This window comes from Mesorhizobium sp. Pch-S (genome assembly GCF_004136315.1).
Classification (GTDB): Bacteria; Pseudomonadota; Alphaproteobacteria; order Rhizobiales; family Rhizobiaceae; genus Mesorhizobium.
The window spans coordinates 416,175-439,110 of sequence record NZ_CP029562.1; the positions used below are offsets into that span (position 1 = coordinate 416,175).

The 22,936-nt window shown below is 61.9% G+C and carries 19 protein-coding genes and 1 pseudogene; 4 read left to right on the forward strand and 16 right to left on the reverse strand.

The window, feature by feature from the left end:
- Positions 1 to 7: 7 nt before the first annotated feature.
- From C1M53_RS01965 to rimP, 10 genes and pseudogenes are all read right to left on the reverse strand, one after another.
- Complete coding sequence (locus C1M53_RS01965; protein WP_129410702.1) at positions 8 to 1,129, reverse strand: hypothetical protein; 1,122 nt, start codon at positions 1,127 to 1,129, stop codon at positions 8 to 10.
- Between the two features lie 242 nt (positions 1,130 to 1,371).
- Entirely contained in the window at positions 1,372 to 3,519 is a 2,148-nt protein-coding gene (gene pnp, locus C1M53_RS01970) for a polyribonucleotide nucleotidyltransferase (protein ID WP_129410703.1), read from the reverse strand.
- Positions 3,520 to 3,834: 315 nt separating this feature from the next.
- On the reverse strand, positions 3,835 to 4,104 hold the full coding sequence (rpsO, locus tag C1M53_RS01975) for a 30S ribosomal protein S15 (protein ID WP_129410704.1): 270 nt from the start codon (positions 4,102 to 4,104) through the stop codon (positions 3,835 to 3,837).
- A gap of 185 nt (positions 4,105 to 4,289) precedes the next feature.
- Complete coding sequence (gene corA / locus C1M53_RS01980) at positions 4,290 to 5,384, reverse strand: magnesium/cobalt transporter CorA (RefSeq protein WP_129410705.1); 1,095 nt, start codon at positions 5,382 to 5,384, stop codon at positions 4,290 to 4,292.
- Positions 5,385 to 5,517: 133 nt separating this feature from the next.
- On the reverse strand, positions 5,518 to 6,474 hold the full coding sequence (truB, locus tag C1M53_RS01985) for a tRNA pseudouridine(55) synthase TruB (RefSeq protein WP_129410706.1): 957 nt from the start codon (positions 6,472 to 6,474) through the stop codon (positions 5,518 to 5,520).
- Complete coding sequence (gene rbfA / locus C1M53_RS01990) at positions 6,474 to 6,896, reverse strand: 30S ribosome-binding factor RbfA (protein ID WP_129410707.1); 423 nt, start codon at positions 6,894 to 6,896, stop codon at positions 6,474 to 6,476. The genes truB and rbfA overlap by 1 nt, the downstream gene beginning before the upstream one ends.
- Positions 6,897 to 7,129: 233 nt before the next feature.
- A pseudogene (infB, locus tag C1M53_RS01995) lies at positions 7,130 to 9,783 on the reverse strand (translation initiation factor IF-2).
- Positions 9,780 to 10,430: an RNA-binding protein gene (locus C1M53_RS02000; RefSeq protein WP_129415978.1), complete on the reverse strand. Its 651-nt coding sequence runs from the start codon at positions 10,428 to 10,430 to the stop codon at positions 9,780 to 9,782. Before C1M53_RS02000 ends, infB begins: the two are co-directional and overlap by 4 nt.
- A gap of 32 nt (positions 10,431 to 10,462) precedes the next feature.
- Positions 10,463 to 12,055 carry a transcription termination factor NusA gene (nusA, locus tag C1M53_RS02005; RefSeq protein ID WP_129410708.1) on the reverse strand — a complete coding sequence of 531 codons (1,593 nt, stop codon included), beginning with the start codon at positions 12,053 to 12,055 and terminating at the stop codon, positions 10,463 to 10,465.
- Positions 12,056 to 12,098: 43 nt separating this feature from the next.
- A complete protein-coding gene (gene rimP / locus C1M53_RS02010; RefSeq protein WP_129410709.1) occupies positions 12,099 to 12,716 on the reverse strand; it encodes a ribosome maturation factor RimP in 618 nt (205 codons plus the stop codon).
- A gap of 274 nt (positions 12,717 to 12,990) precedes the next feature.
- On the opposite strand from rimP, the gene C1M53_RS31565 reads away from it, so the two are divergent.
- Positions 12,991 to 13,149, forward strand: a complete 159-nt coding sequence (locus C1M53_RS31565) for a hypothetical protein (RefSeq protein ID WP_165358018.1) — start codon at positions 12,991 to 12,993, stop codon at positions 13,147 to 13,149.
- A gap of 79 nt (positions 13,150 to 13,228) precedes the next feature.
- Here the strand turns inward: C1M53_RS31565 and C1M53_RS02015 are convergent, their stop codons facing one another.
- The 4 genes from C1M53_RS02015 to C1M53_RS02030 all read right to left on the reverse strand — a co-directional run bounded on the left by C1M53_RS02015 (position 13,229) and on the right by C1M53_RS02030 (position 17,563).
- Positions 13,229 to 14,743 (reverse strand): tripartite tricarboxylate transporter permease, encoded by a 1,515-nt coding sequence (locus C1M53_RS02015; RefSeq protein WP_129410710.1) that lies wholly within the window; start codon positions 14,741 to 14,743, stop codon positions 13,229 to 13,231.
- A gap of 22 nt (positions 14,744 to 14,765) precedes the next feature.
- The gene (locus C1M53_RS02020) at positions 14,766 to 15,254 is read right to left on the reverse strand and encodes a tripartite tricarboxylate transporter TctB family protein (RefSeq protein ID WP_129410711.1); all 489 of its coding nucleotides are present in this window, start codon (positions 15,252 to 15,254) and stop codon (positions 14,766 to 14,768) included.
- A complete protein-coding gene (locus C1M53_RS02025; protein WP_129410712.1) occupies positions 15,251 to 16,195 on the reverse strand; it encodes a tripartite tricarboxylate transporter substrate binding protein in 945 nt (314 codons plus the stop codon). The genes C1M53_RS02020 and C1M53_RS02025 overlap by 4 nt, the downstream gene beginning before the upstream one ends.
- A 303-nt stretch (positions 16,196 to 16,498) precedes the next feature.
- Positions 16,499 to 17,563, reverse strand: a complete 1,065-nt coding sequence (locus C1M53_RS02030) for an ABC transporter substrate-binding protein (protein WP_129415979.1) — start codon at positions 17,561 to 17,563, stop codon at positions 16,499 to 16,501.
- A gap of 269 nt (positions 17,564 to 17,832) precedes the next feature.
- Between C1M53_RS02030 and C1M53_RS02035 the strand changes: the two genes are divergently transcribed.
- The 3 genes from C1M53_RS02035 to C1M53_RS02045 are packed head-to-tail and all read left to right on the forward strand — an operon-like array spanning position 17,833 to position 20,915.
- Entirely contained in the window at positions 17,833 to 18,498 is a 666-nt protein-coding gene (locus C1M53_RS02035) for a response regulator transcription factor (RefSeq protein ID WP_129410713.1), read from the forward strand.
- Positions 18,499 to 18,522: 24 nt separating this feature from the next.
- Positions 18,523 to 19,962 carry a sensor histidine kinase gene (locus tag C1M53_RS02040; RefSeq protein WP_129410714.1) on the forward strand — a complete coding sequence of 480 codons (1,440 nt, stop codon included), beginning with the start codon at positions 18,523 to 18,525 and terminating at the stop codon, positions 19,960 to 19,962.
- Positions 19,959 to 20,915, forward strand: a complete 957-nt coding sequence (locus C1M53_RS02045; protein ID WP_129410715.1) for a phosphoribosylaminoimidazolesuccinocarboxamide synthase — start codon at positions 19,959 to 19,961, stop codon at positions 20,913 to 20,915. Before C1M53_RS02040 ends, C1M53_RS02045 begins: the two co-directional genes overlap by 4 nt.
- Positions 20,916 to 20,944: 29 nt before the next feature.
- On the opposite strand, the gene C1M53_RS02050 is transcribed toward C1M53_RS02045, so the two are convergent.
- Positions 20,945 to 21,646, reverse strand: coding sequence for a tRNA (guanine(46)-N(7))-methyltransferase TrmB (locus C1M53_RS02050; RefSeq protein WP_129410716.1), 702 nt, complete (start codon positions 21,644 to 21,646; stop codon positions 20,945 to 20,947).
- 14 nt (positions 21,647 to 21,660) lie between these two features.
- Positions 21,661 to 22,926: a methionine adenosyltransferase gene (metK, locus tag C1M53_RS02055; RefSeq protein ID WP_129410717.1), complete on the reverse strand. Its 1,266-nt coding sequence runs from the start codon at positions 22,924 to 22,926 to the stop codon at positions 21,661 to 21,663.
- Positions 22,927 to 22,936 lie beyond the last annotated feature (10 nt).

The following is a 22,936-nucleotide window of genomic DNA, read 5'->3' on the forward strand; positions in this document are numbered from 1 at the left end:
ATGCTGCTTAAAAGAAGTCCGTCGAAAGCCTGCTCCAGCTTTCGCCCGCGAGGCCGCCGATAAACATGTTGTTTCGCTCGACCGCATTGAGGACGTCGGCGCGCGCAGTGGTGACGCAGACATTGGCCCTGTGGCGAAAGAACATGTTCGATTGCTGTGAAAGTGCCGAGAGATAGCGCGGGTCCACCCGGCCTTGCGCCGCGATGTACCCCTCCTCCTGCAGATGGAACAGCATGACGTTGATGGCCTGCCTTTCCGTCCCGGACTTCGTGATCACATTCAACACTTCGACCATGCCATTCGGGCGACTGTAGTAGCAGAAGAAGCCGATTGGTGTGCCCGTCGGATCATTGATCGCAAAGAACCGAAGCGCGCCCGCGGCTCGATTGTCCTCCGCCATGTGCAGAAGCCAATGCAGATCCTTCTCTGTCCAGTCCGGATGCGCGGAATAGCTTTCGAGCAGGGAAGGAATGAGCGAAACCGCTTCGTCCTGCGTTATTTCCTTCACCGTGACATGGGACTTTGCGATCTTCTTTATCGGAGGAAGCGGAAACAGCGGGTTGAGCATCCTCCCCGTCGAGGTCACCCAGCCGCCCAGGATCGGATGCCGCCGCGCCGCAATGGTCGCCACATAGCTTGCCATCTGGAATATGCGCGTCCAGCCAAGCGCATGCGCTCCCAGTGTCACGCCCCCGATGGCTTCGAAATGCCTGAGGCTCACGGGTGCGGCCGTGTCGCTGAAGTTAATTGTCTTCTCGGTCGGGCGTATGCTGAGCGACAACTCGGCAGCGCCACGCGGAGAAGCTTCCGGCTTCATCATGAAGGCACAGAGCAGCCGCCCCATGACAGATTGCCCGTCTACGACGTAAGGAACCGGGAGGATCGAGAGAGCGCTGTCTATTTCCCCGCGTTCATTCTCATGAACAACACTCCCGATCTCCGGATCGTAATAAGGATTATCGAAGAAAAGTTTCTGGAAGTATTGATCAAAGTTTTCGTTACAATCTTTCGAATTCGGGCGGAAAACTTGCTTGAAGATGACACGGATTGCCGGAATGTCATCAACATTCATCGGGCGCAGCATATACCGCGATTTCACGCCGCTTACGGATGTCGAGATATGTCCCATAACAGGCCTCGATTGCTCGAATGACGTATTGGGCAATACTACATACGCGGATCGCAAATATGTAAATAAGTCCTTAATGAGTTTCTTCTAATTCAGTTAATTTTGGCGCCCTCATGCGACGAATGCAACGGGAGAAGACCGGCCGCTGTCGGGAGTCGCCTGATGGCTGAGTCAGCCTGTCGACCCAACAAAAAGGGCGCGACCGAAGTCGCGCCCTTTTCAGATTCAATAAGTTAAGTCGATCAGGCGGCGGTTTCTTCGCCTTCCGCCTTCTTTTCGCGGGCGATTTCCTTGCCAGTCTCCTGGTCAACGATCTTCATCGAAAGACGGACTTTGCCGCGCTCATCGAAGCCCATCAGCTTGACCCAGACCTTGTCGCCTTCCTTGACCACATCGGTGGTCTTGGCGACGCGCTGGTCGGACAGCTGCGAGATGTGCACGAGGCCGTCACGCGGGCCGAAGAAGTTCACGAACGCACCGAAGTCGGCAGTCTTGACGACCGTGCCCTCGTAGATCTCGCCGACTTCCGGCTCGGCCACGATGGTGTGGATCCACTTCTTCGCCGCCTCGATTTCCTTGGCGTTCGACGAAGCGATCTTCACGGTGCCGTCGTCCTCGATGTTGATCTTGGCGCCGGTCTTTTCGACGATTTCGCGGATGACCTTGCCGCCCGAGCCGATGACGTCACGGATCTTGTCGGTCGGGATGTGCATCACCTCGATGCGCGGCGCGAACTCGCCGAGTTCCTTGCGGCCTTCGGAGATGGCCTTGGCCATTTCGCCGAGGATGTGCAGGCGGCCGTCCTTGGCCTGACCCAGCGCCACCTTCATGATCTCCTCGGTGATGCCATCGATCTTGATGTCCATCTGCAGCGAGGTGATGCCGTTCGCAGTGCCAGCCACCTTGAAATCCATGTCGCCGAGATGATCCTCGTCGCCCAGGATGTCGGAAAGCACGGCAAAACGCTCATCTTCCTTGATCAGGCCCATGGCGATACCGGCGACCGGCTTGGCCAGCGGCACGCCGGCATCCATCAGCGCCAGCGAGGTACCGCAGACGGTGGCCATCGAGGACGAGCCGTTGGACTCGGTGATCTCGGAGACGACGCGCAGCGTGTACGGGAACTGTTCCGCCGAAGGCAGCATCGGATGAATGGCGCGCCAGGCCAGCTTGCCGTGACCGATTTCACGACGGCCAGGCGAACCCATGCGGCCGGTTTCGCCGACCGAATAGGGCGGGAAGTTGTAGTGAAGGAGGAAGGTCTCCTTGTACATGCCAGTCAGCGAGTCGACATACTGCTCGTCTTCGCCGGTGCCGAGCGTGGCAACCACGATCGCCTGGGTCTCGCCGCGGGTGAACAGCGCCGAGCCGTGGGTGCGCGGCAGGATGCCGACTTCCGAAACGATCGAACGGACAGTCTTGAGATCACGACCATCGATGCGCGAACCGGTATCGAGGATGTTCCAGCGCACGATCTTGGCCTGGAGTTCCTTGAACACGGTGGCAACCTGCTCGGACGAATACTTCGCTTCCTCGCCTTCGGCCGGGGTGAAAGCAGCCTTGACCTTGGCCTTGGCGGCATCGACGGCGGCATAGCGGGCCTGCTTGTCAGTGATCTTGTAAGCGGCGCGCAGGTCGCTCTCGGCTACGCCGAGCATTTCCTTCTCCAGATCGCCGAAGGACGGCGGGGTGAAGTCGCGCGGATCCTTGGCGGCAACCTCGGCCAGCTTGATGATCGCCTCGATCACCGGCTGGAAAGCCTTGTGGCCGAACATGACAGCGCCGAGCATCAGCTCTTCGCCCAGTTCCTTGGCTTCCGATTCGACCATCAGCACCGCATCGCTGGTACCAGCGACCACGAGGTCGAGCTTGGATTCCTGCATCTCGTCGATATGCGGGTTAAGCACATATTCGCCGTTGATGTAGCCGACGCGGGCACCACCAATCGGACCCATGAACGGAACGCCCGAGAGTGTCAGCGCTGCGGAAGTGGCAACGATCGACAGGATGTCCGGATCGTTCTCGAGATCGTGCTGCACAACGGTGACGACGATCTGGGTGTCGTTCTTGTAGCCGTCGGCGAAGAGCGGACGGATCGGGCGGTCGATCAGGCGGGAAACCAGCGTTTCCTTTTCGCTCGGACGACCTTCACGCTTGAAGTAGCCACCCGGGATCTTGCCGGCGGCGTAGGTCTTTTCCTGGTAGTTGACGGTCAGCGGAAAGAAATCGAAACCGGGCTTGGGCTCCTTGGCCGAAACGACGGTGGCCAGAACCACGGTCTCGCCATAAGTCGCTAGCACGGCGCCATCAGCCTGGCGCGCGATCTTGCCGGTCTCGAGGATGAGCGGACGGCCGCCCCATTCGATTTCCACTTTGTGTTGCTTGAACATATCTTGTCCTTCATATGCGGAAGGGGCCGCGCCATCCAAACATGCGCGACGCCCCCTTCCTGGCTCCTTTGTCGGGCAGCCACGGGCAAGACAACGGGAGGCTTGAAAATGCCGGGCCGGCGCCCGTGCAAGCATCCTGCAATCCTGCCCCATGACCGTCCACGGGCGGTTTCATGTGGCCCTCTGCCTACAGAAACCGGGTCGGGTCGTTAGAGCGTGATCTTTTCCGAAAACCGGTTCCCACTTTTCGGGATCGCGCTTTAGGCCCGAATGCGCGACCGGCGAGCCCTCGATGAGAACCCGCCGGCCAATTCGTCAGCGACGCAGTTCGAGCTTCTCGATCAGCGTCTGGTAGCGCGCCTCATCCTTGCGCTTGAGGTAATCAAGCAGGCTGCGACGCTGGGAAACGAGTGCGAGCAGGCCACGACGGGAGTGGTTGTCCTTCTTGTGGTCCTTGAAGTGCTCGGTCAGGTTCTTGATACGCTCGGAAAGAATGGCAACCTGCACTTCCGGCGAACCGGTGTCACCGGCGACGGTGGCGAACTGAGCCAGCAGTTCCTTCTTGCGTTCAGCAGTAATCGACATCGCATTTTTCCTTTCTCAATGGAGGAAACGAGGCGCCCAGAGCCGGGATGTCGTCCAGCAAGGGTCGGTGAGCATCACGCAATCCGGCGCGATGTTGCGGCGCGTATAGTGCAAAAGAACGCAAAAAGCCAGCGCATATTCGCAAGGCTGGCCTGAGCGCAGCGCGGACCGGCACCTTTGCCTGCTTACAGCCACTTCTTCCATTTGAAGAAACTGACCAGCCCTATCGCCACCAGAGCCATGAAAACCAGGGCAGCTGGATAGCCGTAGTAGGCCTTCAGTTCCGGCATGTTCCAGGGCGATGTCGCAGGATCGAAGTTCATGCCCCAGACGCCGACCAGGAAGGTGAGCGGAATGAAGATCGCCGAGACAATGGTGAGCAGACTGATCACCTCGTTGGTGCGTGCCTGGCTGAGCGACAGGTGCATTTCGATCAGTCCCGTCGTCATGTCGCGCTGCGTATCCGCCAATTCCACGAGCCGATAGGCATGATCCAGCGTGTCGTTCAGGAAGATCTTCGTCTCCGGCTTGATGTAAGGGGCATCAGAGCGAACCAGCCCGGCCAGCGCATCTCGCAGCGACAGCATCGTCCGGTGCAATTGGCCCGCATGCCGGCGCTGTTCGTGCAGAATGCGGACCTGCTGCTTGTGTGGATGACGCAGCATCGCGTCCTCGACCTCGTCGGTTCGGGCGCTGGCGTTTTCGATCAATGGAAAGAACGAGTCGACGATGGCATCGATAAGGGCATAGGCGAGATAGTCTGCTCCGCGCGAACGCAAACGGTTGGGCGTCGAGGCAACGATGCGCTTGCGCACCGGATCGAAAGGATCACCTTCGCGCTGCTGGAAGGTGATGACGAAGCCCTTGCCGAAAAACAGGGAAATCTGCTCGTAGCGATAGGTGGCGGGATCATCGACCATATTGACGACGACAAAGGCATGGTCGTCAAAAAACTCAGCCTTGGGCCGCTGGCCGGTGTTGACGACGTCTTCCAGAGCCAGCGGATGCAAACCGAACTGCTTGCCGATCTGCTCGATCAACTCGACATTTGCCAGGCCGACACAATCCAGCCAGACAAGTGGCCATTTTTCGCAATGCGTCTTCAGGTCATCGAGGCTGGCACCGTCGATCTTTTCGCAGCGGTCGCGATCGATCAGCGTCAGATTGAGCTCACTGCGCCGTGCCCTGGGGTCGGCAATCAATGTTCCAGGCGAAGCACCAATAGGTGAGCGCTTCGCCATTCCCGGCTCTCGCTTCCGAACCGTTTCCGCTTTTGTCATGCGAGCCTCGAGCGAATCCCTGGCGCGGATATTAGGGCATTTCCGCTTTTCTCCGAATCCCGGAAATGCCCTAACCCGTTGTTTCTACGCAATTCCAGGTACGCGGGCGTTGCGTGCTGTGGTGAAACGGGCCTCAGCCCGCAAAAACCCGCTTGGGCTTGAACATACCCTGCTCGATGGCGCCAATGGCGACCAGCTTGCCACGTGCGGTCGCACAGGCTTCTTCCGCCTCCAGCGGCGCATCGCGACCGCGGATGATGACGGAATTACCAAGCCTGATCTTCGTGGCCGCATCATCGCTGATGGCGACCTGCGGCAGGCATTCCAGCGCGGCAGCGGTGTCGATCAGGAAATCGTCGAGGGCGGCATGGCGTTCGGTATCGGAGAACGGGGCATCGTCACCTTCCGCCGCAGGTGGCAGCGCCGCCTCCAGTTCAGCGATGGTGACAAAGTCCTCGGATGTAAAGGGATCAACCTCGGTGCGACGCAAGTCCGCGATATGACCGAAGCAGCCGAGGTCGCGTCCCATGTCGCGCGCCAGTGAACGCACATAGGTGCCCTTACCGCATTCGACCTCGAAAATGGTGCGGTCACTGCCATGTTCAACGATATCGAGCCGACCGATCTCGACCTCGCGTGCCGGAATCTCGACCGTCTCTCCATCACGAGCGAGATCATAGGCGCGCTCGCCGGCGATCTTGATGGCGGAGAACTGGGGCGGCGTCTGCATGATAACGCCGGTGTAGTTGGGCAGCAGCGCGCGGATATCCGCCTCGCTCGGACGCATGTCCGAACTCTTTGTCACCGGACCTTCCAGATCGTCGGTGCTGCGCTCCTCCCCCCAGGCGACGGTGAAGCGGTAGATCTTGGCGCCATCCTGCACATAGGGCACGGTCTTGGTGGCATCGCCGAGAGCGATCGGCAGCATGCCGGATGCCAGCGGATCGAGCGTGCCGGCATGTCCGGCCTTTTCCGCCTGGAACAGCCATTTCACCTTCGACACCGCTTCGGTCGACCCCATGCCGACCGGCTTGTCCAGGATCAGCCAGCCGGAAACCGGTCGGCCCTTCTTCTTACCGCGACGCGCCATTACTCGTCGTTCTCCTTGTCCTTGTCATTCTCATCGTGGCCGAGGTCGCGCGCCACTTCCGGCGAATGCAGCAACTCGTTGATCTTCGAGAAATTGTCGTAGCTGGTGTCGAGCCGGAAGCGGAATTCCGGCATGTATTTCATCTGTCGCAATGCGGGCGACATACGCCCGCGAATGAAGCGGGCATTGCGGTTCAGCGCCTCGACAACCGCCTTGTCGTCCTTGGCGCCAAGCGGCGCCACGAAGGCAGTGGCGATCTTCAGATCAGGAGACATCCGCACCTCCGAGACCGAGATGACGGTCGTCTCGATGAGGTCGTCACGCACGTCACCGCGCTGGAGAATATCGGACAGGGCATGACGCACCTGCTCGCCGACACGGAGCATGCGCTGGGAAGGGCCGCTGGATTGCTGTCTATTCATTTCAATCTCTCGGATGTGAAAGCTGCACGGACAGGTGATTGCAATGGCGCGCCGGCCATTTGCCTAGAAATTACAATCACATGAGGCCGTCCAGCCATTGGCCGGATCTTAGGTGGATCGATGCGGGTGACCCCGAACATTAGCCGACCTAATCCGTTTGCGGAGTGGGACCGCAGCCACGGTTGTCATCAAGGGAGAGCGGCTGAAGCCGCCCTCCCGTTTTCGCCAGGCCCTTAGAGCTTGCGGGTCACCATCTCGACGCGGAAGCACTCGATGATGTCGCCGACCTGAATGTTTTCGTAGTTCTGGAAGGCCATGCCGCATTCCTGGCCGACCGGAACTTCCGGAACTTCGTCCTTGAACCGCTTCAGCGTCTTCAGCGTACCTTCGTGGATGACCACATTGTCGCGGATCAGGCGTACGCCCGCACCGCGTTCGACACGGCCTTCGGTGACGCGGCAGCCCGCAACCTTGCCGATCTTGGTGATGTGGAAGACCTCGAGGATCTCCGCATTGCCAAGGAAGGTCTCGCGACGCTCCGGCGAAAGCAGACCCGACATCGCATCCTTAACGTCATCCACCAGGTTGTAGATGATGTTGTAGTAGCGGATTTCGATGCCCGCCTGCTCGGCGGCGGTCCGGGCCTGCGCGTTGGCGCGGACGTTGAAGCCGATGATTGCCGCACCCGAGGTTTCGGCCAGCGTGACATCGCTTTCGGTGATGGCACCGGCGCCGGCATGGACGATGCGCGCCCTCACCTCGTCGGTGCCGAGCTTGTCCAGTGCAGTAACGATCGCTTCGATGGAACCCTGCACGTCGCCCTTGATGATGAGCGGGAATTCCTTCAACCCGCTCGCCTGAAGCTGCGACATCATCTGCTCCAGCGAACCGCGCTGGGTTGCATGCTTGGCAACCGCCTTGTCGCGAGCCAGGCGCTGACGATACTCGGTGATCTCACGGGCACGCGCTTCGTTGTTGACGACCGCGAAACGGTCACCAGCCTGCGGTGTCCCCTGAAGACCGAGGATCTCCACCGGCATTGCCGGCGGCGCTTCCTGGACGTGCTCGCCGCGGTCGTTGACCAGCGCACGCACACGGCCCCATTCGTTGCCGGCAACCAGGATTTCGCCTGGCATCAGCGTGCCGGTCTGCACCAGAACGGTGGCAACCGGACCACGGCCCTTGTCGAGGCGAGCCTCGATGACAACGCCTTCCGCCGTGCGGTCGGGATTGGCCTTGAGGTCGAGGATTTCGGACTGCAGCAAGATGGCTTCCAGCAGTTTGTCGAGGCCCGCGCCGGTCTTGGCCGACACTTCGACGTCGAGCACTTCACCGCCCATCGATTCGACGAACACTTCGTGCTGCAGAAGCTGCGTACGCACCTTCTGCGGGTCCGCAGCCGGCTTGTCGACCTTGTTGATGGCCACGATGATCGGCACGCCAGCCGCCTTGGCATGGCTGATGGATTCGATCGTCTGCGGCATGACGCTGTCGTCTGCTGCGACGACCAGAATCGCGATATCGGTGGCCTGGGCGCCACGAGCACGCATCGCCGTGAAGGCGGCGTGGCCAGGCGTGTCGATGAAGGTGATCTTCTGGCCGTCCTTCTCCACCTGATAGGCACCGATATGCTGGGTGATGCCACCGGCTTCGCCGGACACCACATTGGCATGACGGATGGCATCGAGCAGCGAAGTCTTGCCGTGGTCGACGTGACCCATGATGGTCACCACCGGCGGACGCGAGACGAGATCCTCGTCGCGATCGGCGATGTTGAAGAGGCCTTCCTCGATGTCCGACTCGGCGACGCGCTTGACGGTGTGACCGAATTCCGAAGCCACCAGCTCGGCCGTGTCGGCGTCGATGACGTCGCCCGGCTTCAGGATCTGGCCCTGCTTCATGAAATACTTGACCACGTCCACCGCGCGCTCGGACATACGCTGCGCCAGTTCCTGGATCGTGATGGTTTCAGGCAGCGTCACTTCACGCACGACTTTCTCGCGCGGCTCATTGTGCATCGCGCGCTTGAACTTCTCCTGCCGACGACGCATGGCCGACAGCGAGCGCGCACGCGCATCACCATCTTCCGAAGACAGCGCCGTATTGAGCGTGAGCTTGCCGCGACGGCGATCTTCCTCGGCCTTGGTCGGCTTGGCCGGACGCGCCAGTTCGGGCGTCGCGAGACGGCGCGGCGGCAAAGCAGACGACGGAGCACTACCACGGTTACGCGGCTTGGCTTCTTCCTCCTCGTCACCCCCTGCCTGCTCGGCAGTCTGCGGCGCGCGACGGCGTGCCTCTTCCTCGGCACGGCGACGTGCTTCGGCCTCGGCCTTGATACGAGCCTCTTCCTCGGCCTGACGGCGAGCAGAATCCTCGCGCTCGCGCTTGCGGCGTTCCTCTTCATCGGCGCGACGCTTGGCATCCTCGGCGGCACGCTGGCGATCTTCCATCTCGCGTGCCTGCGAGCCCTCAAGCGCCCGGCGACGGGCCTCCATCTCGCCACGCGACAGCTCGTTCAGCACCATGCCGCCACGATCGGGCTGCGGTGGCGGCGTCGGACGACGCTGCTCCTGCACGACCGGCGCTGCCTGCTGCTGCGGCCGTGGCTGCGGTTGAACCTGCTGGGGCTGGACCTGAACCTGCGGCTGCGGAGGCTGGGGCTGAGGCGCAGCCGGCTTCGGCGTGAACACCGTCTGCGGGGCCGGAGCAGGCTGCTGCTCGCCCGGCTTCACGAACTTGCGCTTGGTCTCGACCACGACCTGCTTGGTGCGGCCATGCGAGAAATTCTGGCGCACGGGCTCTGCTCGATGCCCGGGCGCTTCAGCGTCAATGTCTTCTTGGGCGTAACACTCAGCGTCTTGTCGTCGCCCGAATTCGTATCACTCATTCCATATCCTCTGCGGCATCATCATCGCCGGCAACAGCCGCAATCATTGCCAGATCGTCCGGGGAACCGCCCCGGTAACGGTCGAGCGCAACCATGCGCTTCACGGCCGCCTTACCCGCGTCGCTCGCGAGAACGGCAGCATGTATCACATTTGTCCCCCCCAATGCCAAACCCAAATCCGCTTCCGCGAAAAGTTTGTATGCGGGAATAGCGGGGCCGCCGAGATGGGCGGTCGCCCGGCGTGCCTGGGTGATCTTGCGCACTCCATCATCGGAGGCTTCGAAAGCATGCAGGACAAGTGCCGCCTTGCCGGAGCGCACGACACTATCGACCTTGGCGGCGCCGAGCGCAACAGCGCCGGCCTTGCGGGCCAAGCCGAGCGCGCCCAGGGCCGAGCGCACGAACAAGCCCTCGACCATCGCGCCGAGTTCCGGCGGAACGATGACCTGCTTCTTGAAGGCGCGGGCAAAATGCCCCTTGGCAGAGGCTTTGTCGACAGTGGCGCGGTCGGCGCTGACCCAGCAGCCCCGACCAGGCAATGATCTTTTGAGATCTGGAACGACGGCCGAATCCGGACCGACGACGAAACGGATCAGATCATCCGTTTCGGCGGTCTTCCTTGTGACGATGCAGGTGCGATCGTTCATCTCGGACAAGGGTTGCTCCGGCCGGTCTCATCTTACGCGCCGGTGGTTTCGGCTTCAGCGGCCTCGGCCTGGGCTTCCTCTTCGGAAATCCAACCAGCCTTGAGGCGCGCCGCCAGAACCATCTGCTCGGCTTCAGTCTTGGAAATACCGTGCGCGGCAAGCACGCCCGGGAATACCTTGGTCTCTCCGTCCTTGCGCTCTTTCCAGCCGACGAGATCGTCGGCAGCGTAGCCGGCAAAGTCCTCGATGGTCTTCACGCCGTCTTCGCCCAGCGTCACCATCATGGCAGTGGTCACGCCCGGGATTTCACGCAGCTCGTCCTTGACGCCCAGCTTCTTGCGGGCGGCATCGTGCTCGGCCTCGACCTTTTCCAGGTGCTCGCGGGCGCGATTCTGGATCTCGGTGGCGGTGTCGTCGTCGAAGCCGTCGATCGACGAGATCTCGCCAGCGTCGACATAGGCGACTTCCTCGACCGAAGTGAAGCCTTCCGATGCCAGCACCTGGCCGACCATTTCGTCGACGTCGAGGGCTTCCATGAACAGATTGGAGCGTTCGACGAATTCCTTCTGGCGACGCTCGCTCTCTTCCTGCTCGGTCAGGATGTCGATGTCCCAGCCGGTCAGCTGCGAGGCAAGGCGCACGTTCTGGCCGCGACGGCCGATGGCCAGCGACAGCTGGTCGTCCGGCACCACCACTTCGATGCGTTCCGCATCTTCGTCCAGCACCACCTTGGCGACTTCCGCCGGCTGCAAGGCGTTGACGATGAACGATGCCGCCGAGGGCGACCACGGAATGATGTCGATCTTTTCGCCCTGCAGCTCGCCGACGACGGCCTGCACGCGCGAACCACGCATACCGACGCAGGCGCCGACCGGATCGATCGAGGAATCGCGGCTGATGACGGCGATCTTGGCGCGCGAGCCCGGGTCGCGGGCGACCGACTTGATCTCGATGATGCCGTCGTAGATTTCCGGCACTTCCATGGTGAACAGCTTCGCCATGAACTGCGGATGCGTGCGCGACAGGAAGATCTGCGGGCCGCGCTGCTCGCGACGCACGTCATAGACATAGGCACGGACGCGATCGCCGTACTTGTAGTTTTCGCGAGGGATGAGCTCATCGCGGCGGATGATCGCCTCGCCGCGGCCGAGATCGACGATGACGTTGCCGTACTCGACGCGCTTGACGGTACCGTTGACGATCTCGCCGATACGATCCTTGTATTCGTCATACTGGCGGTCGCGCTCGGCCTCGCGCACCTTCTGCACGATGACCTGCTTGGCCGACTGCGCGGCGATGCGGCCGAAATCCATCGGCGGCAGCTGTTCGGCGATGAAATCGCCGAGCTGCGCATCGGGATTGCGCTCGCGGGCAGAGAACAGCGAAATCTGCGTGGCGTAGTCCTCGACGTTTTCAACGACTTCCATCAGGCGCTGCAGCTTCATCTCGCCGGTGTTCGGGTTGATGTCGGCGCGGATGTTGGTTTCCTGACCATAACGCGAACGCGCGGCCTTCTGGATCGCATCGGCCATGGCGGCAATCACGATCGACTTGTCGATCGACTTTTCGCGCGCGACTGCATCTGCAATCTGCAGCAGTTCGAGCCTGTTGGCGCTTACAACCATCTTAGTCTCCCTGAACAGGGCCGCCTGACCGGCAGCCGCTCATTCACTTCTCAGCTTCGGTTTCTTCTGCGGCATCAGCGTCGCCGCGGTGTTTCTTGGCATCCTTGCGGGCCCGATTGTCCTTCGACAGGGCTTCGCGGATCAAATCGTCGGTCAGCACGAGATGGGCCTCGGCGATCGCCTCATAAGGAATGCGTACTGTCGGCTCTTCGCCGTAAGCTGCCTTGTCGCGCTCCAGCAGGATGCCTTCGGCATCGGCTTCCGCGATCTTGCCCTTGAAGCGCTTGCGGTCGGCGACGAGGACCGAGGTCTCCAGCTTCACCAGATGACCGGCCCAGGCAACGAAATCCGATGTGCGAACCAATGGCCGGTCGATACCGGGCGAAGACACTTCCAGATGATACGCCTTCTCGATGGGATCGTCGACATCGAGCGCTGGCGAGATCGCCCGGCTGACTTCTTCGCAATCCTCGACGGTCATGGTGCCGTCTTCGCGCTCGGCCATGATCTGCAGCGTCAGACCGTGTTGACCCGACAGGCGTACACGCACGAGACGGAAGCCCATGCCGCGCAAAACGGGCTCGACGATGATGGCGATGCGGGCATCGATACCGCTTTCGCGGATGATACGGTCGTCGCTATCGGCCTGGCTTGAAGTCATCCGGTGTCCGCTGCTCGAATCTCTTGGCGACGGCCGGTAACAAAAAAGAGCGGGACCGGGTGGACCCACTCTTCGTCATACCGACCAAGAATTTGAAGCCGATATAGCAATGGCAGCGGCGAAATGCAAGGCTGGCAAGAAACAGGGAGCGCTTTCCTCATCCATGCGCGTCCTGCATGGCAGCCTTGCCTTCGAAGCCCTGTTAGACCAGCCGCCGGCATCCTATCTTTTGTGCAGCGCAGCAAAAAGCTGCGCAAAGAGATGGAGCAAAACCGTGCGTACCAGCAGAACCGCGATCCGCAACCTGATCGACATCGTCGGCAGCGCGATCAACGCAGCCGGCGCCGTGGAAGGCAATCGGGCGCCGAAGGGCAATGATCTTCGTCGTCTCGGCATCGACCCGGTCGAATTCGCCAAGATCCGCCGCATCTAGATACGAAAAGCGGAGGCATCAGCCTCCGCTCCGATAGATCCAGCCGGCGGGCTCGAAGCCACCGGGCACAAGAGTCGCCTCAGTCGCTGTCGCCGCCAAGCTGCGACAGGACCTGGTCCTTGCCCCGCCAGCGCAGGTAGAGCGGCACCACCACCGCCGCAATTGCGAGCACCCAAAGCCCTATCGCAATCCACGAGTGGAACAGCACCGAAGGATCGCCCTGGCTGATGGCGACCGCGCGGCGTAATTGCTGTTCGGCGAGCGGCCCCAGGATCAATCCCACCACCACGGGCGCGATCGGATAGTGAAAGCGCCGCAGTCCATAGCCGAGCAGGCCGAAAGCCAGCAGCATGCCGAGTTCGAATGTCGACGGATTGGCACCGATGGTGCCGAGGGTCGCGAACATCAGGATGCCTGCGTAGAGCCATGGCGTCGGAATGGTGAGCAGCTTCACCCAAAGTCCGATCAAGGGCAGGTTCAGAACCAGAAGCATCAGGTTGGCCACCAGCAGGCTGGCGATCAGGCCCCAGACCAGTTGCGGATTGCTGACGAACAGCAACGGCCCCGGCTGAAGCCCGAACTGCTGGAAACCGGCCAGCATGATGGCGGCAGTCGCCGTCGTCGGCAGGCCTAGCGTCAGCAATGGCACCAGCGTGCCCGCCGCGGAAGCATTGTTGGCGGCCTCGGGTCCGGCGACGCCCTCAATGGCGCCCTTGCCGAATTCCTCCGGTTTCTCCGCCAGTTGCTTTTCCACCGAATAGGACAGGAAGGTACCGATCTCCGCGCCACCGGCCGGCATGGCGCCGATGGGGAAGCCGATTGCCGTACCGCGCAGCCACGGCTTCCAGGATCGACGCCAGTCCTCGCGAGTCATCCAGACCGAACCCTTGATCGCCTGAATGGTCGAATCGCCTCCCCTGGCGGCTGCCACGGACAGGGCCTCGCCGATCGCAAACAGCGCGACGGCCAGCGTCGTCACCTCGACGCCGTCGAGCAGGTCAGGAATGCCGAAAGCAAGCCGAGCCTGGCCAGTCTGCAGGTCGATGCCGACCAGGCCGAGCAGCAGACCGATGAACAGCGAGGTCAGGCCACGCAGCGTCGATTCGCCAAAAGCCGCCGACACGGTCATGAAGGCGAGCACCATCAGCCCGAAATATTCCGCAGGACCGAAAGAAAGCGCCAGTTTCACCACTGCCGGCGCGATGAAGGCGAGGCCAATGGTGGCGATCAGACCTGCGACGAACGACCCGATAGCCGCGGTGGCAAGGGCGGGACCACCACGCCCGGCGCGCGCCATCTTGTTGCCCTCGAGCGCAGTGACGATCGAAGAACTCTCACCGGGCGTGTTGAGCAGGATCGACGTGGTCGAGCCGCCATACATGCCGCCGTAATAGATGCCGGCAAACATGATGAGCGAACCGGCCGGGTCGAGTTTGTAGGTAACCGGCAAGAGCAGCGCGACCGTCAGCGCCGGACCAATGCCCGGCAGGACACCGACGGCGGTGCCCAAGGTCACGCCGATCAGCGCATAAAGAAGATTCATCGGCTGCAGGGCAACCACAAGCCCGTGCGCCAGAAGCTCGAACGTCGTCATGGGCGTCGTCCCCTAATTCCGCTCAAAACAGAAGATGTTCGAGTGGGCCAGCCGGCAGCGAAAGCGACAGGCCGCGCGCAAAGATCACCCAGATGACATAGGCAAGCACGATGCCGAGCGGTATCGTCTTCCACAAAGGCCCCCTGCCGAAGGCGCGTGCCGTGGCTGCAAACAGCAGTCCGGTTGCGATCGAGAACCCGGCAACCTTCAAAAGCAGCATCTGCGCCGCCAGGCCGCCGACGATCCAGAGAATCGGGCTTATCTGCTGCTGTTCGCGCTCAGGGAAGTCGCCGCGCCAGGCCTCGCCCGCCGTCCAGATCGCCAGAATGAAGAAAACCCCTGCGATCACATAGGGAAACGTGGTCGGGCCGATGCGGGCGTAGCTGGCAGCACCGGCCTGCCGGGCCGTCGACCAGACAACCACGATGGCCACCACGGCCAATGCGACCGCTATGGCAAGCGCCGCCCAATCCGGGCGGCGCGACAGTTTTTTGGAGGTGTCTTGGCTCATTTGACCAGGCCGATGTCCTTCAGCACACCAGCCGTGAGCTCGGTGTCCTTCTTCAACTGCGTGGTGAACTCGTCACCAGCCAGATAGGTGTTCTCCCAGCCCTTGTCGGCGAGGATCTTCTGCCAGGCAGCGGACTTCACCATCTTTTCGATATCGGCGAGGATCGCCGTCTTCTGCTCGGCGCTGATGCCGGGCGCCGCGGCAACCATGCGCCAGTTCTGGATGGCGACATCGACACCGGCTTCCTTGAAGGTCGGCGCCTCGACGCCTGGAACGGGCTTTTCGCTGGAAATGCCGATGAGGCGCAGCGTACCGGCCTTCACCTGCTCCGAGAATTCGCCATAGCCGGAGATACCGACAGTGACCTGATTGCCGAGCAGGGCAGCAAGTGCCTCGCCACCACCGGAAAAGGCGATGTAGTTGACCTTGGTGGGATCGACACCAACCGCCTTGGCGATCAAGCCCGCAGTGATGTGATCGGTTCCGCCGGCAGAGCCGCCACCCCACGAGACCGAGCCCGGATCGGCCTTGAGCTTGGCGATCAGACCGGCCATGTCCTTGATGTCGGAAGCTGCCGGCACCACCACCACTTCATATTCGCCGGTCAGGCGCGCGATCGGCGTCACCTGATCGAGCGTCACTGGCGAATTGTTGGTCAGGATGCCGCCGACCATCACATAGCCGCCGACGAGCAGCTGCGAAGCATCGCCATTGGCCTGGTTGACGAATTGCGCAAGTCCGATGGTACCGGCTGCACCGGGCACGTTGGTCACCTGCACCGAGCCGGAAATCTTCTCGTCCTGCAAAGCGGTCTGCATGGAACGCGCGGTCTGGTCCCAGCCGCCGCCAGGTGCGGCCGGAGCCATGATCTTGTAATCGGCGGCGAAGGCCGGAATGGCCATCACGCTCGCCACGATGGTCGCCAGAAGGAATTTCTTCACGGTCTCTCTCCCTTGAGACGCAGCCCATTGGGGTCGGCTGACGTCATGTTCGCATTGGTTCGCGCCGCACGATCGGCGTCGCGTCGAGACAACCCTGGGAGAATGATGGTTCAAGCGGCGCGCCGAAGACTGCTGCCTTCGCTGCGGCGCCGTTATGGTCCCTCTCCTCCCAGACCTGCAGGCCCGGCCGCCTCCAACAGCCAGACCGACAGAAATGCTAACCGAGCAAGCTGACATCTGACTGACATCCCGCCCGCGGAGCGATCATGACCCAAACATGATGGCTTTGCCACCGCTTCGTGGTCAGCGGCCCTGCAGAGCAGCATTCCAGCGTTCGACCAGGCGGTTGCGTTTGACCTGGTCGAGATAGACGAGAAGACCGGGGCTTACCGGAACCGGCCGCAGCTGCGCGCCCATTGTCGCCTGGATGGCATTGGCCGTGTTTTCACCGGACACATCCGGATTGACCGCGGCGATGTGCAGATCGCGCGCCATGATGGTCTGCCCCTCCGCCGACATGAAGTAGGCGAGCAGGGCACGCCCGAGATCCGGCGATGCCGCCGCCTTCGGCACAAGACCGATGCGCGACATGACAACGGTATAATCCTTCGGCATGACGATGCCGACGTCAGGATTGCGCGCTGCCCAATCCGTCGCGTAGGAGCCGAGGATATTGTAACCCAGCACCGCGCGGCCATCGGCGATGCGTTCCAGGATCGCGGCACTTCTCGAATAGAGCTTCACGCCGGCCTTCCCCATGCTGCGGATCACCGACCAGATGTCGGGAAACTGCTCCTGGTCGCGCGCCATGAACATGAAGCCGACGCCGGAGCGCTCGATGTCGTAGGTGGCGATCTTGCCCTGAACCGCGTCTGCATTGCGCTCGAGATAGTCGACGAACTGCGCGCGCGTCGCCGGCGGCGAAGCGTTGCGGAAACTCGGCTTATGGTAGACGAACACCGCCGGTTCGAAGGTCAACGCGTAAGCGGTGTTGCGCCAGTTCGCCCAGCGCGGCCAACGCGCGCTCATGGGCATATTGCTTTCCTGCGCATAGCCGTCATTGGCGAGCTTGACCTGCAGGTCCATCGCGGACGAAAAGGCGACGTCGCCGGTCTTCTGGCCGGCGTTGGTCTCGTCGATGATACGGGTATAGATATCGCCGGTCAGCAATTCCTCATAGCGGACGGCGATAGCGGGATTGGCGCGGCGAAACCCCTCGATCATCCCCTTGGCCAAAGGTGCATCGAGTGCCGAATAGACGACCAGCGTGCGCGCGCCGGTATCACCGTTGAGAGCAGGGAAAAGCGTTGTCTCAGCCGCCGCAGGCTTCGAAAACAGAACCAGCAGGGCAAAGAACAGAAAACGCATGGCGGCCAACTTGCCCGAGCCCGCGATCATCCACAAGCGTCGCTCATTGTGGCGGTTTGCTGCGCACGAAAGTCTGCCGGCGCAGAATGCGGTCAGGATGGACCGGTACTCCGCCTGTCTCTTTGTCTTTGCGCATGATCCTCATCCGAAAAGTCTGCAACTTTTCGGGATCATGCTCTTTACCTTGCGCATGATCTTCATCCGAAAAGTCTGCAACTTTTCGGGATCATGCTCTAGGTTCGGCAAAACGATTTCGGCGAGGAGTTGCGTTGCGCATTCTGGTGGTGGAGGACACGCAGACCCTGGCCGATGGTCTTGTGGCCGTGCTGAAAGGCAGCGGCTATGCGGTCGATCATGTCATCGATGGCCAATCGGCACTGGCCGTGCTCGCAGCCGAACGGGTCGACCTGGTCATCCTCGATCTCAACTTGCCAGGCATGGACGGGCTCCAGGTTCTGCGGAACATCCGCGCCCGCCAGGATGGGCCGGGCGTGCTCATCCTCAGTGCACGTGCCGACCTGCACGACAAGATCAAAGGGCTGGATCTCGGCGCCGACGATTACATGACCAAACCGTTTGACGTGGATGAACTGGAAGCGCGTGTGCGCATGTTGCTGCGACGTCATGCAGGACTGAAATCGTCGACCGTCTCGTTCGGCGAGGTGGCCTTCGATCTGACCTCGCGCAGTTTTTCCGGCGGTGGTCTCCCGCTCGACCTGCCGGCCCGCGAGGTCAGTCTGCTGGAAACGCTGTTCCTGCGCGCCGGCAAAGTGGTGACGAAACAGTCGATCCTGGAATCGCTGGCCGGTTTCGACGAGGAGCTGTCCTACAACGCCATCGAGCAATATGTCAGCCGGCTGCGGCGCAGGCTTGCCCCTTACGGAGTGACCGTGCGGACGGCGCGCGGCATCGGCTACTATCTTGAGAAGGTGTAGCCAGGATATGGGGGATACCCGCTGATGGCCGTTGCCGCGCCCTATTCGCTGCGCCGTCGGCTGCTGTTCTGGCTGCTCGTGCCGCTGATCGCGATCGGGCTGATCGCCCTGCTCGACACCTGGCGCGAGGCGATCGGAACGGCAAATGCCGCATCGGACCGCGTGCTTGCGGGCTCGGCACTGGCCATTGCCGAGCGTGTTGTCGTGTCCGAAGAAGGTATCCTCGAAGTCGATATACCCTATGTGGCGCTGGAAATGCTGACGTCGGCTGCACAGGATCGGGTGTTCTACCGTGTCGACAGCCCGCCCGGTACGTTCATCACCGGTTACGAAACGCTACCGACGATGCCAGCGCCTCCGCCCGAAAAAGCCCAGTTCTCCGACGCGACCTTTCGCGGCGAACCGATCCGACTGGCGGCGCTTGCCCGTTCGGCCTCGACCGGCGTCGATTCCATCCCCTTTGTGGTCACCGTTGCCGAAACCACGATTGCGCGAACCCAGCTCGCCCAGACCATCCTGCTGCACTCTGCCCTGCGGTTGACGGTGCTGATCGGTGGCGCCGCATTGATCGCGTGGTTCGCCGTCAACGCCTCGCTGCAGCCGCTCTATCGGTTGAGGGCGGCAATCGCCGAACGCAGTCCCGATGACCTTCATCCCATCGATGATCGGGTGCCGGGTGAGGTGCGTGGGTTGGTCGAAACGGTGAATTCCTTCATGGTGCGGTTGGGAGCGGCCCTGTCTGGCCTGCGCAACTTCACCGGCAATGCCAGCCACCAGCTGCGCACGCCGATGACCATCGTGCGCACGCAACTTGCGCTCGCCAGCCGCGCAAGATCGCTCGAAGAGGCCAAGTCTGCCGCCCAGACCGCCGACGCGGCGATTGTGCGGGCGGAGCATGTGCTGTCGCAATTGCTCCTCCTGGCACGCATCGAGGCGGCTGCGTCGGACGGTATCGATGCAAAATCGGTCAACCTTGCCGCAATCGCCATGGAGAGCGTCGCCGACCGCGTGATGAAGGCAAACGCTGCCGGCACCGACCTAGGCTTCGAGGGCGGCGACCCTGTCCCGATCCGGGGAGAAGCGCTGCTCGTGGGCGAACTGGTCGGCAATCTCGTCGACAACGCCATTGCCTATGCCGGCAGCGGAGCCGAAATCACGGTCCGTGTATCGGGCGGGCGAGAAGCAGTGCTGGAGGTCGAGGACAATGGTCCCGGCATCGCGCCAGACAAACTCGCGGCAGTGCGGGCGCGGTTCTCGCGCGGTGCGGGCGCCGATAAGCCCGGCAGCGGGCTCGGGCTGCCCATCGTCGAGGAAATCGCCGAGCTGTTCGGCGGCAAGCTGACCCTTGCGGTCGGTGCGGGCAGTCGTGGACTGAGGGCGCTGGTGGCGTTTCCACCCCTTGACCCTCCAACCGCAGCCGCACTAAGCGAAGGACAATTGCCCACGAAGGACCGCCCAGCATGACAGTTTCGCGCGTATTGTCGGATGCTTTCATTCCCGAACTGCCGAACTACTACCGTGGCAAGGTGCGCGACAATTACGACCTGCCCGACGGCCGCCGCATCATTGTTGCCACGGATCGCCTGAGTGCCTTCGACGTCATCCTGACCTCGATCCCCTTCAAGGGGCAGGTGCTCACGCAGACGGCGCGATACTGGTTTGAGGAAACCGCCGACATCTGTCCAAATCATGTGCTCGACTATCCCGACCCCAACGTCGTCGTGGGCACACGGCTCGACATCCTGCCGGTCGAAATCGTGGTGCGCGGCTATCTGGCCGGCAGCACCGGGACATCGATCCTGACCAAATACCGCAGTGGCGAGCGCGACATGTACGGCATGCGCCTGCCGGACGGGATGCGCGACAACGAAAAGCTGCCCAATCCGATCATTACGCCGACCAGCAAGGCTTTCGACGGCGGTCATGACGAGCCGCTGTCAGGCGCCGACATCCTTGCCAAACGCCTGCTGAGCGAAGAGCAATGGGATACGGTTTCAAGCTATGCGCTGGCCTTGTTCGCTCGCGGCCAGGCGCGTGCTGCCGAACGCGGACTGATCCTCGTCGACACCAAGTACGAATTCGGCGTCGACCGTGATGGCCGCATCGTGCTCGCGGACGAAGTTCATACTCCGGATTCGAGCCGCTACTGGCTGGCTGACAGCTACGCCGAGAGCTTCGAGGCGGGCGAACGTCCGCGCAGCTTCGACAAGGATTTCGTGCGCGCCTGGGTGACAGCGCGCTGCGATCCCTACAAGGATGCTATCCCCGAAATCCCTGCCGATCTCATCGAACAGACCTCGCACATCTACGTGCAGGCCTATGAGGCGATTACCGGAAACAGGTTTGCCCCCGACCTTTCCGAGGGAAGCGTGCTGGAGCGGCTTCGGAAAAACCTCAGGCCGTACTTCCAGACATGATGGCGACGGGGCGAGCAGCCCGCCCTATCTCATATCCTGTGAAATGTGAGGTAGGCGGTGCGACGTCCCTCGCGGATTGCCTTGGCCTCGTAGCGCGTGCTTTCCCAGCCGGGATAAGGCGTATGCCAATCGGCCGCTTCATGCGCCTGCCACGCGAAGGCAGGATGCGCGCGGCAATGCTGCAGCGTCCAGTTGACATAGGTGTCGATGTCGGAGGCGAAGCAGAACTTGCCGCCCGGCTTCAACACGCGCGCGAAACGGTCGAGGTTGACCGGGTTCACGAAGCGCCGCTTCCAGTGCCGTTTCTTGGGCCATGGGTCGGGATAGAGAAGGTCGATCCAGTCGAGCGACGCTTCCGGCAACCAGTCGAGCAGCAGGGCAGCATCGTCGTCGAAGACGCGTAGATTGCCTGCCGGCTCCTTCGCCAGCGCCATCATCATCTTGGCCATGCCGTTGATGAAGGGCTCGGCACCGACGAAGCCGGTATCCGGATGCGTGCGTGTTTCCTGACGCAGATGCTCGCCGCCGCCGAAACCGATCTCAAGCCTGATGGAAGAAACGGGAGCCTCAAAGAGGCTTCCCAGATCTTTCGGTGCAGGCTGTTTCAGGTCGAGCCGGTAGCGCTCGAGACCTTTCTCGAGCGCCGTGGCCTGTGCCGGGCGGATGGTCTTGCCCTTTCGCCGCCCGAAGAAAGCCTCACTCAACCGGCTGCGCCTGCCCTGCTCTTCCATGGTGGCATCCGCCGTCAGGCGGCCACGGCGTCCTTGAGCGCCCTGGCCAGATCGGTCTTCTCCCAGGAGAAGGATCCGTCACGGCCCGCCTTGCGGCCGAAATGGCCGTAGGACGAGGTCTTGGCATAGATCGGCTTGTTGAGGTCGAGATGCCGGCGGATGCCCGAAGGCGAGAGATCCATGACCTTGCGCAGCGCGTCTTCCAGCCTGGCCTCGTCGACAGAACCCGTGCCATGCAGGTCGACATAGACCGACAGCGGCTGGGCAACGCCGATGGCGTAGGAAAGCTGGATGGTGCAGCGATCGGCGAGCTTGGCTGCCACCACGTTCTTGGCAAGGTAACGTGCGGCATAAGCAGCCGACCGATCGACCTTGGTGGTGTCCTTGCCGGAGAACGCGCCACCGCCATGGGGAGCGGCACCGCCGTAGGTGTCGACGATGATCTTGCGGCCAGTGAGGCCGGCGTCACCATCGGGACCGCCAATCACGAACTTGCCGGTAGGATTGATATACCAGTTGCAATCGTTGGCGATCTTCAATTCGCCCAGCGCTTCGCGGATATAGGGCTCCACGACCTTGCGCACCTTCTTGGAATCCCAGCTTTCCTCGAGATGCTGGGTCGAGAGCACGATCTGCGTGACTTCGGCGGCCTTGCCGTCGACATACTTCACGGTGACCTGGCTCTTGGCATCCGGACCGAGCCTGCCGGCATCGCCATGGTTCTTGTGACGGGCGTCGGCCAGCAGTTCGAGGATCTTGTGGCTGTAGTAGATCGGCGCCGGCATCAGGTCCGGCGTCTCGCGGCATGCGTAACCAAACATGATGCCCTGGTCGCCGGCACCTTCCTCGCCCTGGCGATCGGCGGCGTTGTCAACGCCCTGGCCGATGTCAGGCGACTGGCCGTGCAACAGCACGTCGATCTTGGCAGTCTTCCAGTGGAAGCCCGACTGCTCGTAGCCGATGGCGCGAATGGCCTTGCGTGCCACGGACTTGAACTTGGAAGGATTGACGACCGGATGACCGGCGGCGTCCTTGACGACATTGCCAGCCTTGTCCTTCTTCAGCAGTGTCTCGGGCACACGCACTTCGCCGGCAATGACGACACGGTTGGTCGTGGCGAGCGTTTCGCATGCGACGCGAACCTTCCACGGGTCCATGCCCGTCTTCTTGGCTTCGCGGTAGACGAGGTCGACAATTTCGTCGGAGATGCGGTCGCACACCTTATCGGGGTGGCCTTCGGAAACGGATTCCGATGTGAAGAGATAATTCTGCCGTGACACGGGTGATCCC

What these genes read in the sequence shown, in the direction of transcription:
- C1M53_RS02045 (WP_129410715.1), top strand. Translation starts at nt 19,959, where the DNA reads ATGACAGTTTCGCGCGTATTGTCGGATGCTTTCATTCCCGAACTGCCG.
- C1M53_RS02015 (WP_129410710.1), bottom strand. Translation starts at nt 14,743, where the DNA reads ATGACGACGTTCGAGCTTCTGGCGCACGGGCTTGTGGTTGCCCTGCAG.
- C1M53_RS02000 (WP_129415978.1), bottom strand. Translation starts at nt 10,430, where the DNA reads ATGAACGATCGCACCTGCATCGTCACAAGGAAGACCGCCGAAACGGAT.
- C1M53_RS02050 (WP_129410716.1), bottom strand. Translation starts at nt 21,646, where the DNA reads ATGGAAGAGCAGGGCAGGCGCAGCCGGTTGAGTGAGGCTTTCTTCGGG.
- C1M53_RS01965 (WP_129410702.1), bottom strand. Translation starts at nt 1,129, where the DNA reads ATGGGACATATCTCGACATCCGTAAGCGGCGTGAAATCGCGGTATATG.
- corA (WP_129410705.1), bottom strand. Translation starts at nt 5,384, where the DNA reads ATGACAAAAGCGGAAACGGTTCGGAAGCGAGAGCCGGGAATGGCGAAG.
- truB (WP_129410706.1), bottom strand. Translation starts at nt 6,474, where the DNA reads ATGGCGCGTCGCGGTAAGAAGAAGGGCCGACCGGTTTCCGGCTGGCTG.
- nusA (WP_129410708.1), bottom strand. Translation starts at nt 12,055, where the DNA reads ATGGTTGTAAGCGCCAACAGGCTCGAACTGCTGCAGATTGCAGATGCA.
- C1M53_RS02040 (WP_129410714.1), top strand. Translation starts at nt 18,523, where the DNA reads ATGGCCGTTGCCGCGCCCTATTCGCTGCGCCGTCGGCTGCTGTTCTGG.
- rbfA (WP_129410707.1), bottom strand. Translation starts at nt 6,896, where the DNA reads ATGAATAGACAGCAATCCAGCGGCCCTTCCCAGCGCATGCTCCGTGTC.
- rimP (WP_129410709.1), bottom strand. Translation starts at nt 12,716, where the DNA reads ATGACTTCAAGCCAGGCCGATAGCGACGACCGTATCATCCGCGAAAGC.
- pnp (WP_129410703.1), bottom strand. Translation starts at nt 3,519, where the DNA reads ATGTTCAAGCAACACAAAGTGGAAATCGAATGGGGCGGCCGTCCGCTC.
- rpsO (WP_129410704.1), bottom strand. Translation starts at nt 4,104, where the DNA reads ATGTCGATTACTGCTGAACGCAAGAAGGAACTGCTGGCTCAGTTCGCC.
- C1M53_RS02030 (WP_129415979.1), bottom strand. Translation starts at nt 17,563, where the DNA reads ATGCGTTTTCTGTTCTTTGCCCTGCTGGTTCTGTTTTCGAAGCCTGCG.
- C1M53_RS02020 (WP_129410711.1), bottom strand. Translation starts at nt 15,254, where the DNA reads ATGAGCCAAGACACCTCCAAAAAACTGTCGCGCCGCCCGGATTGGGCG.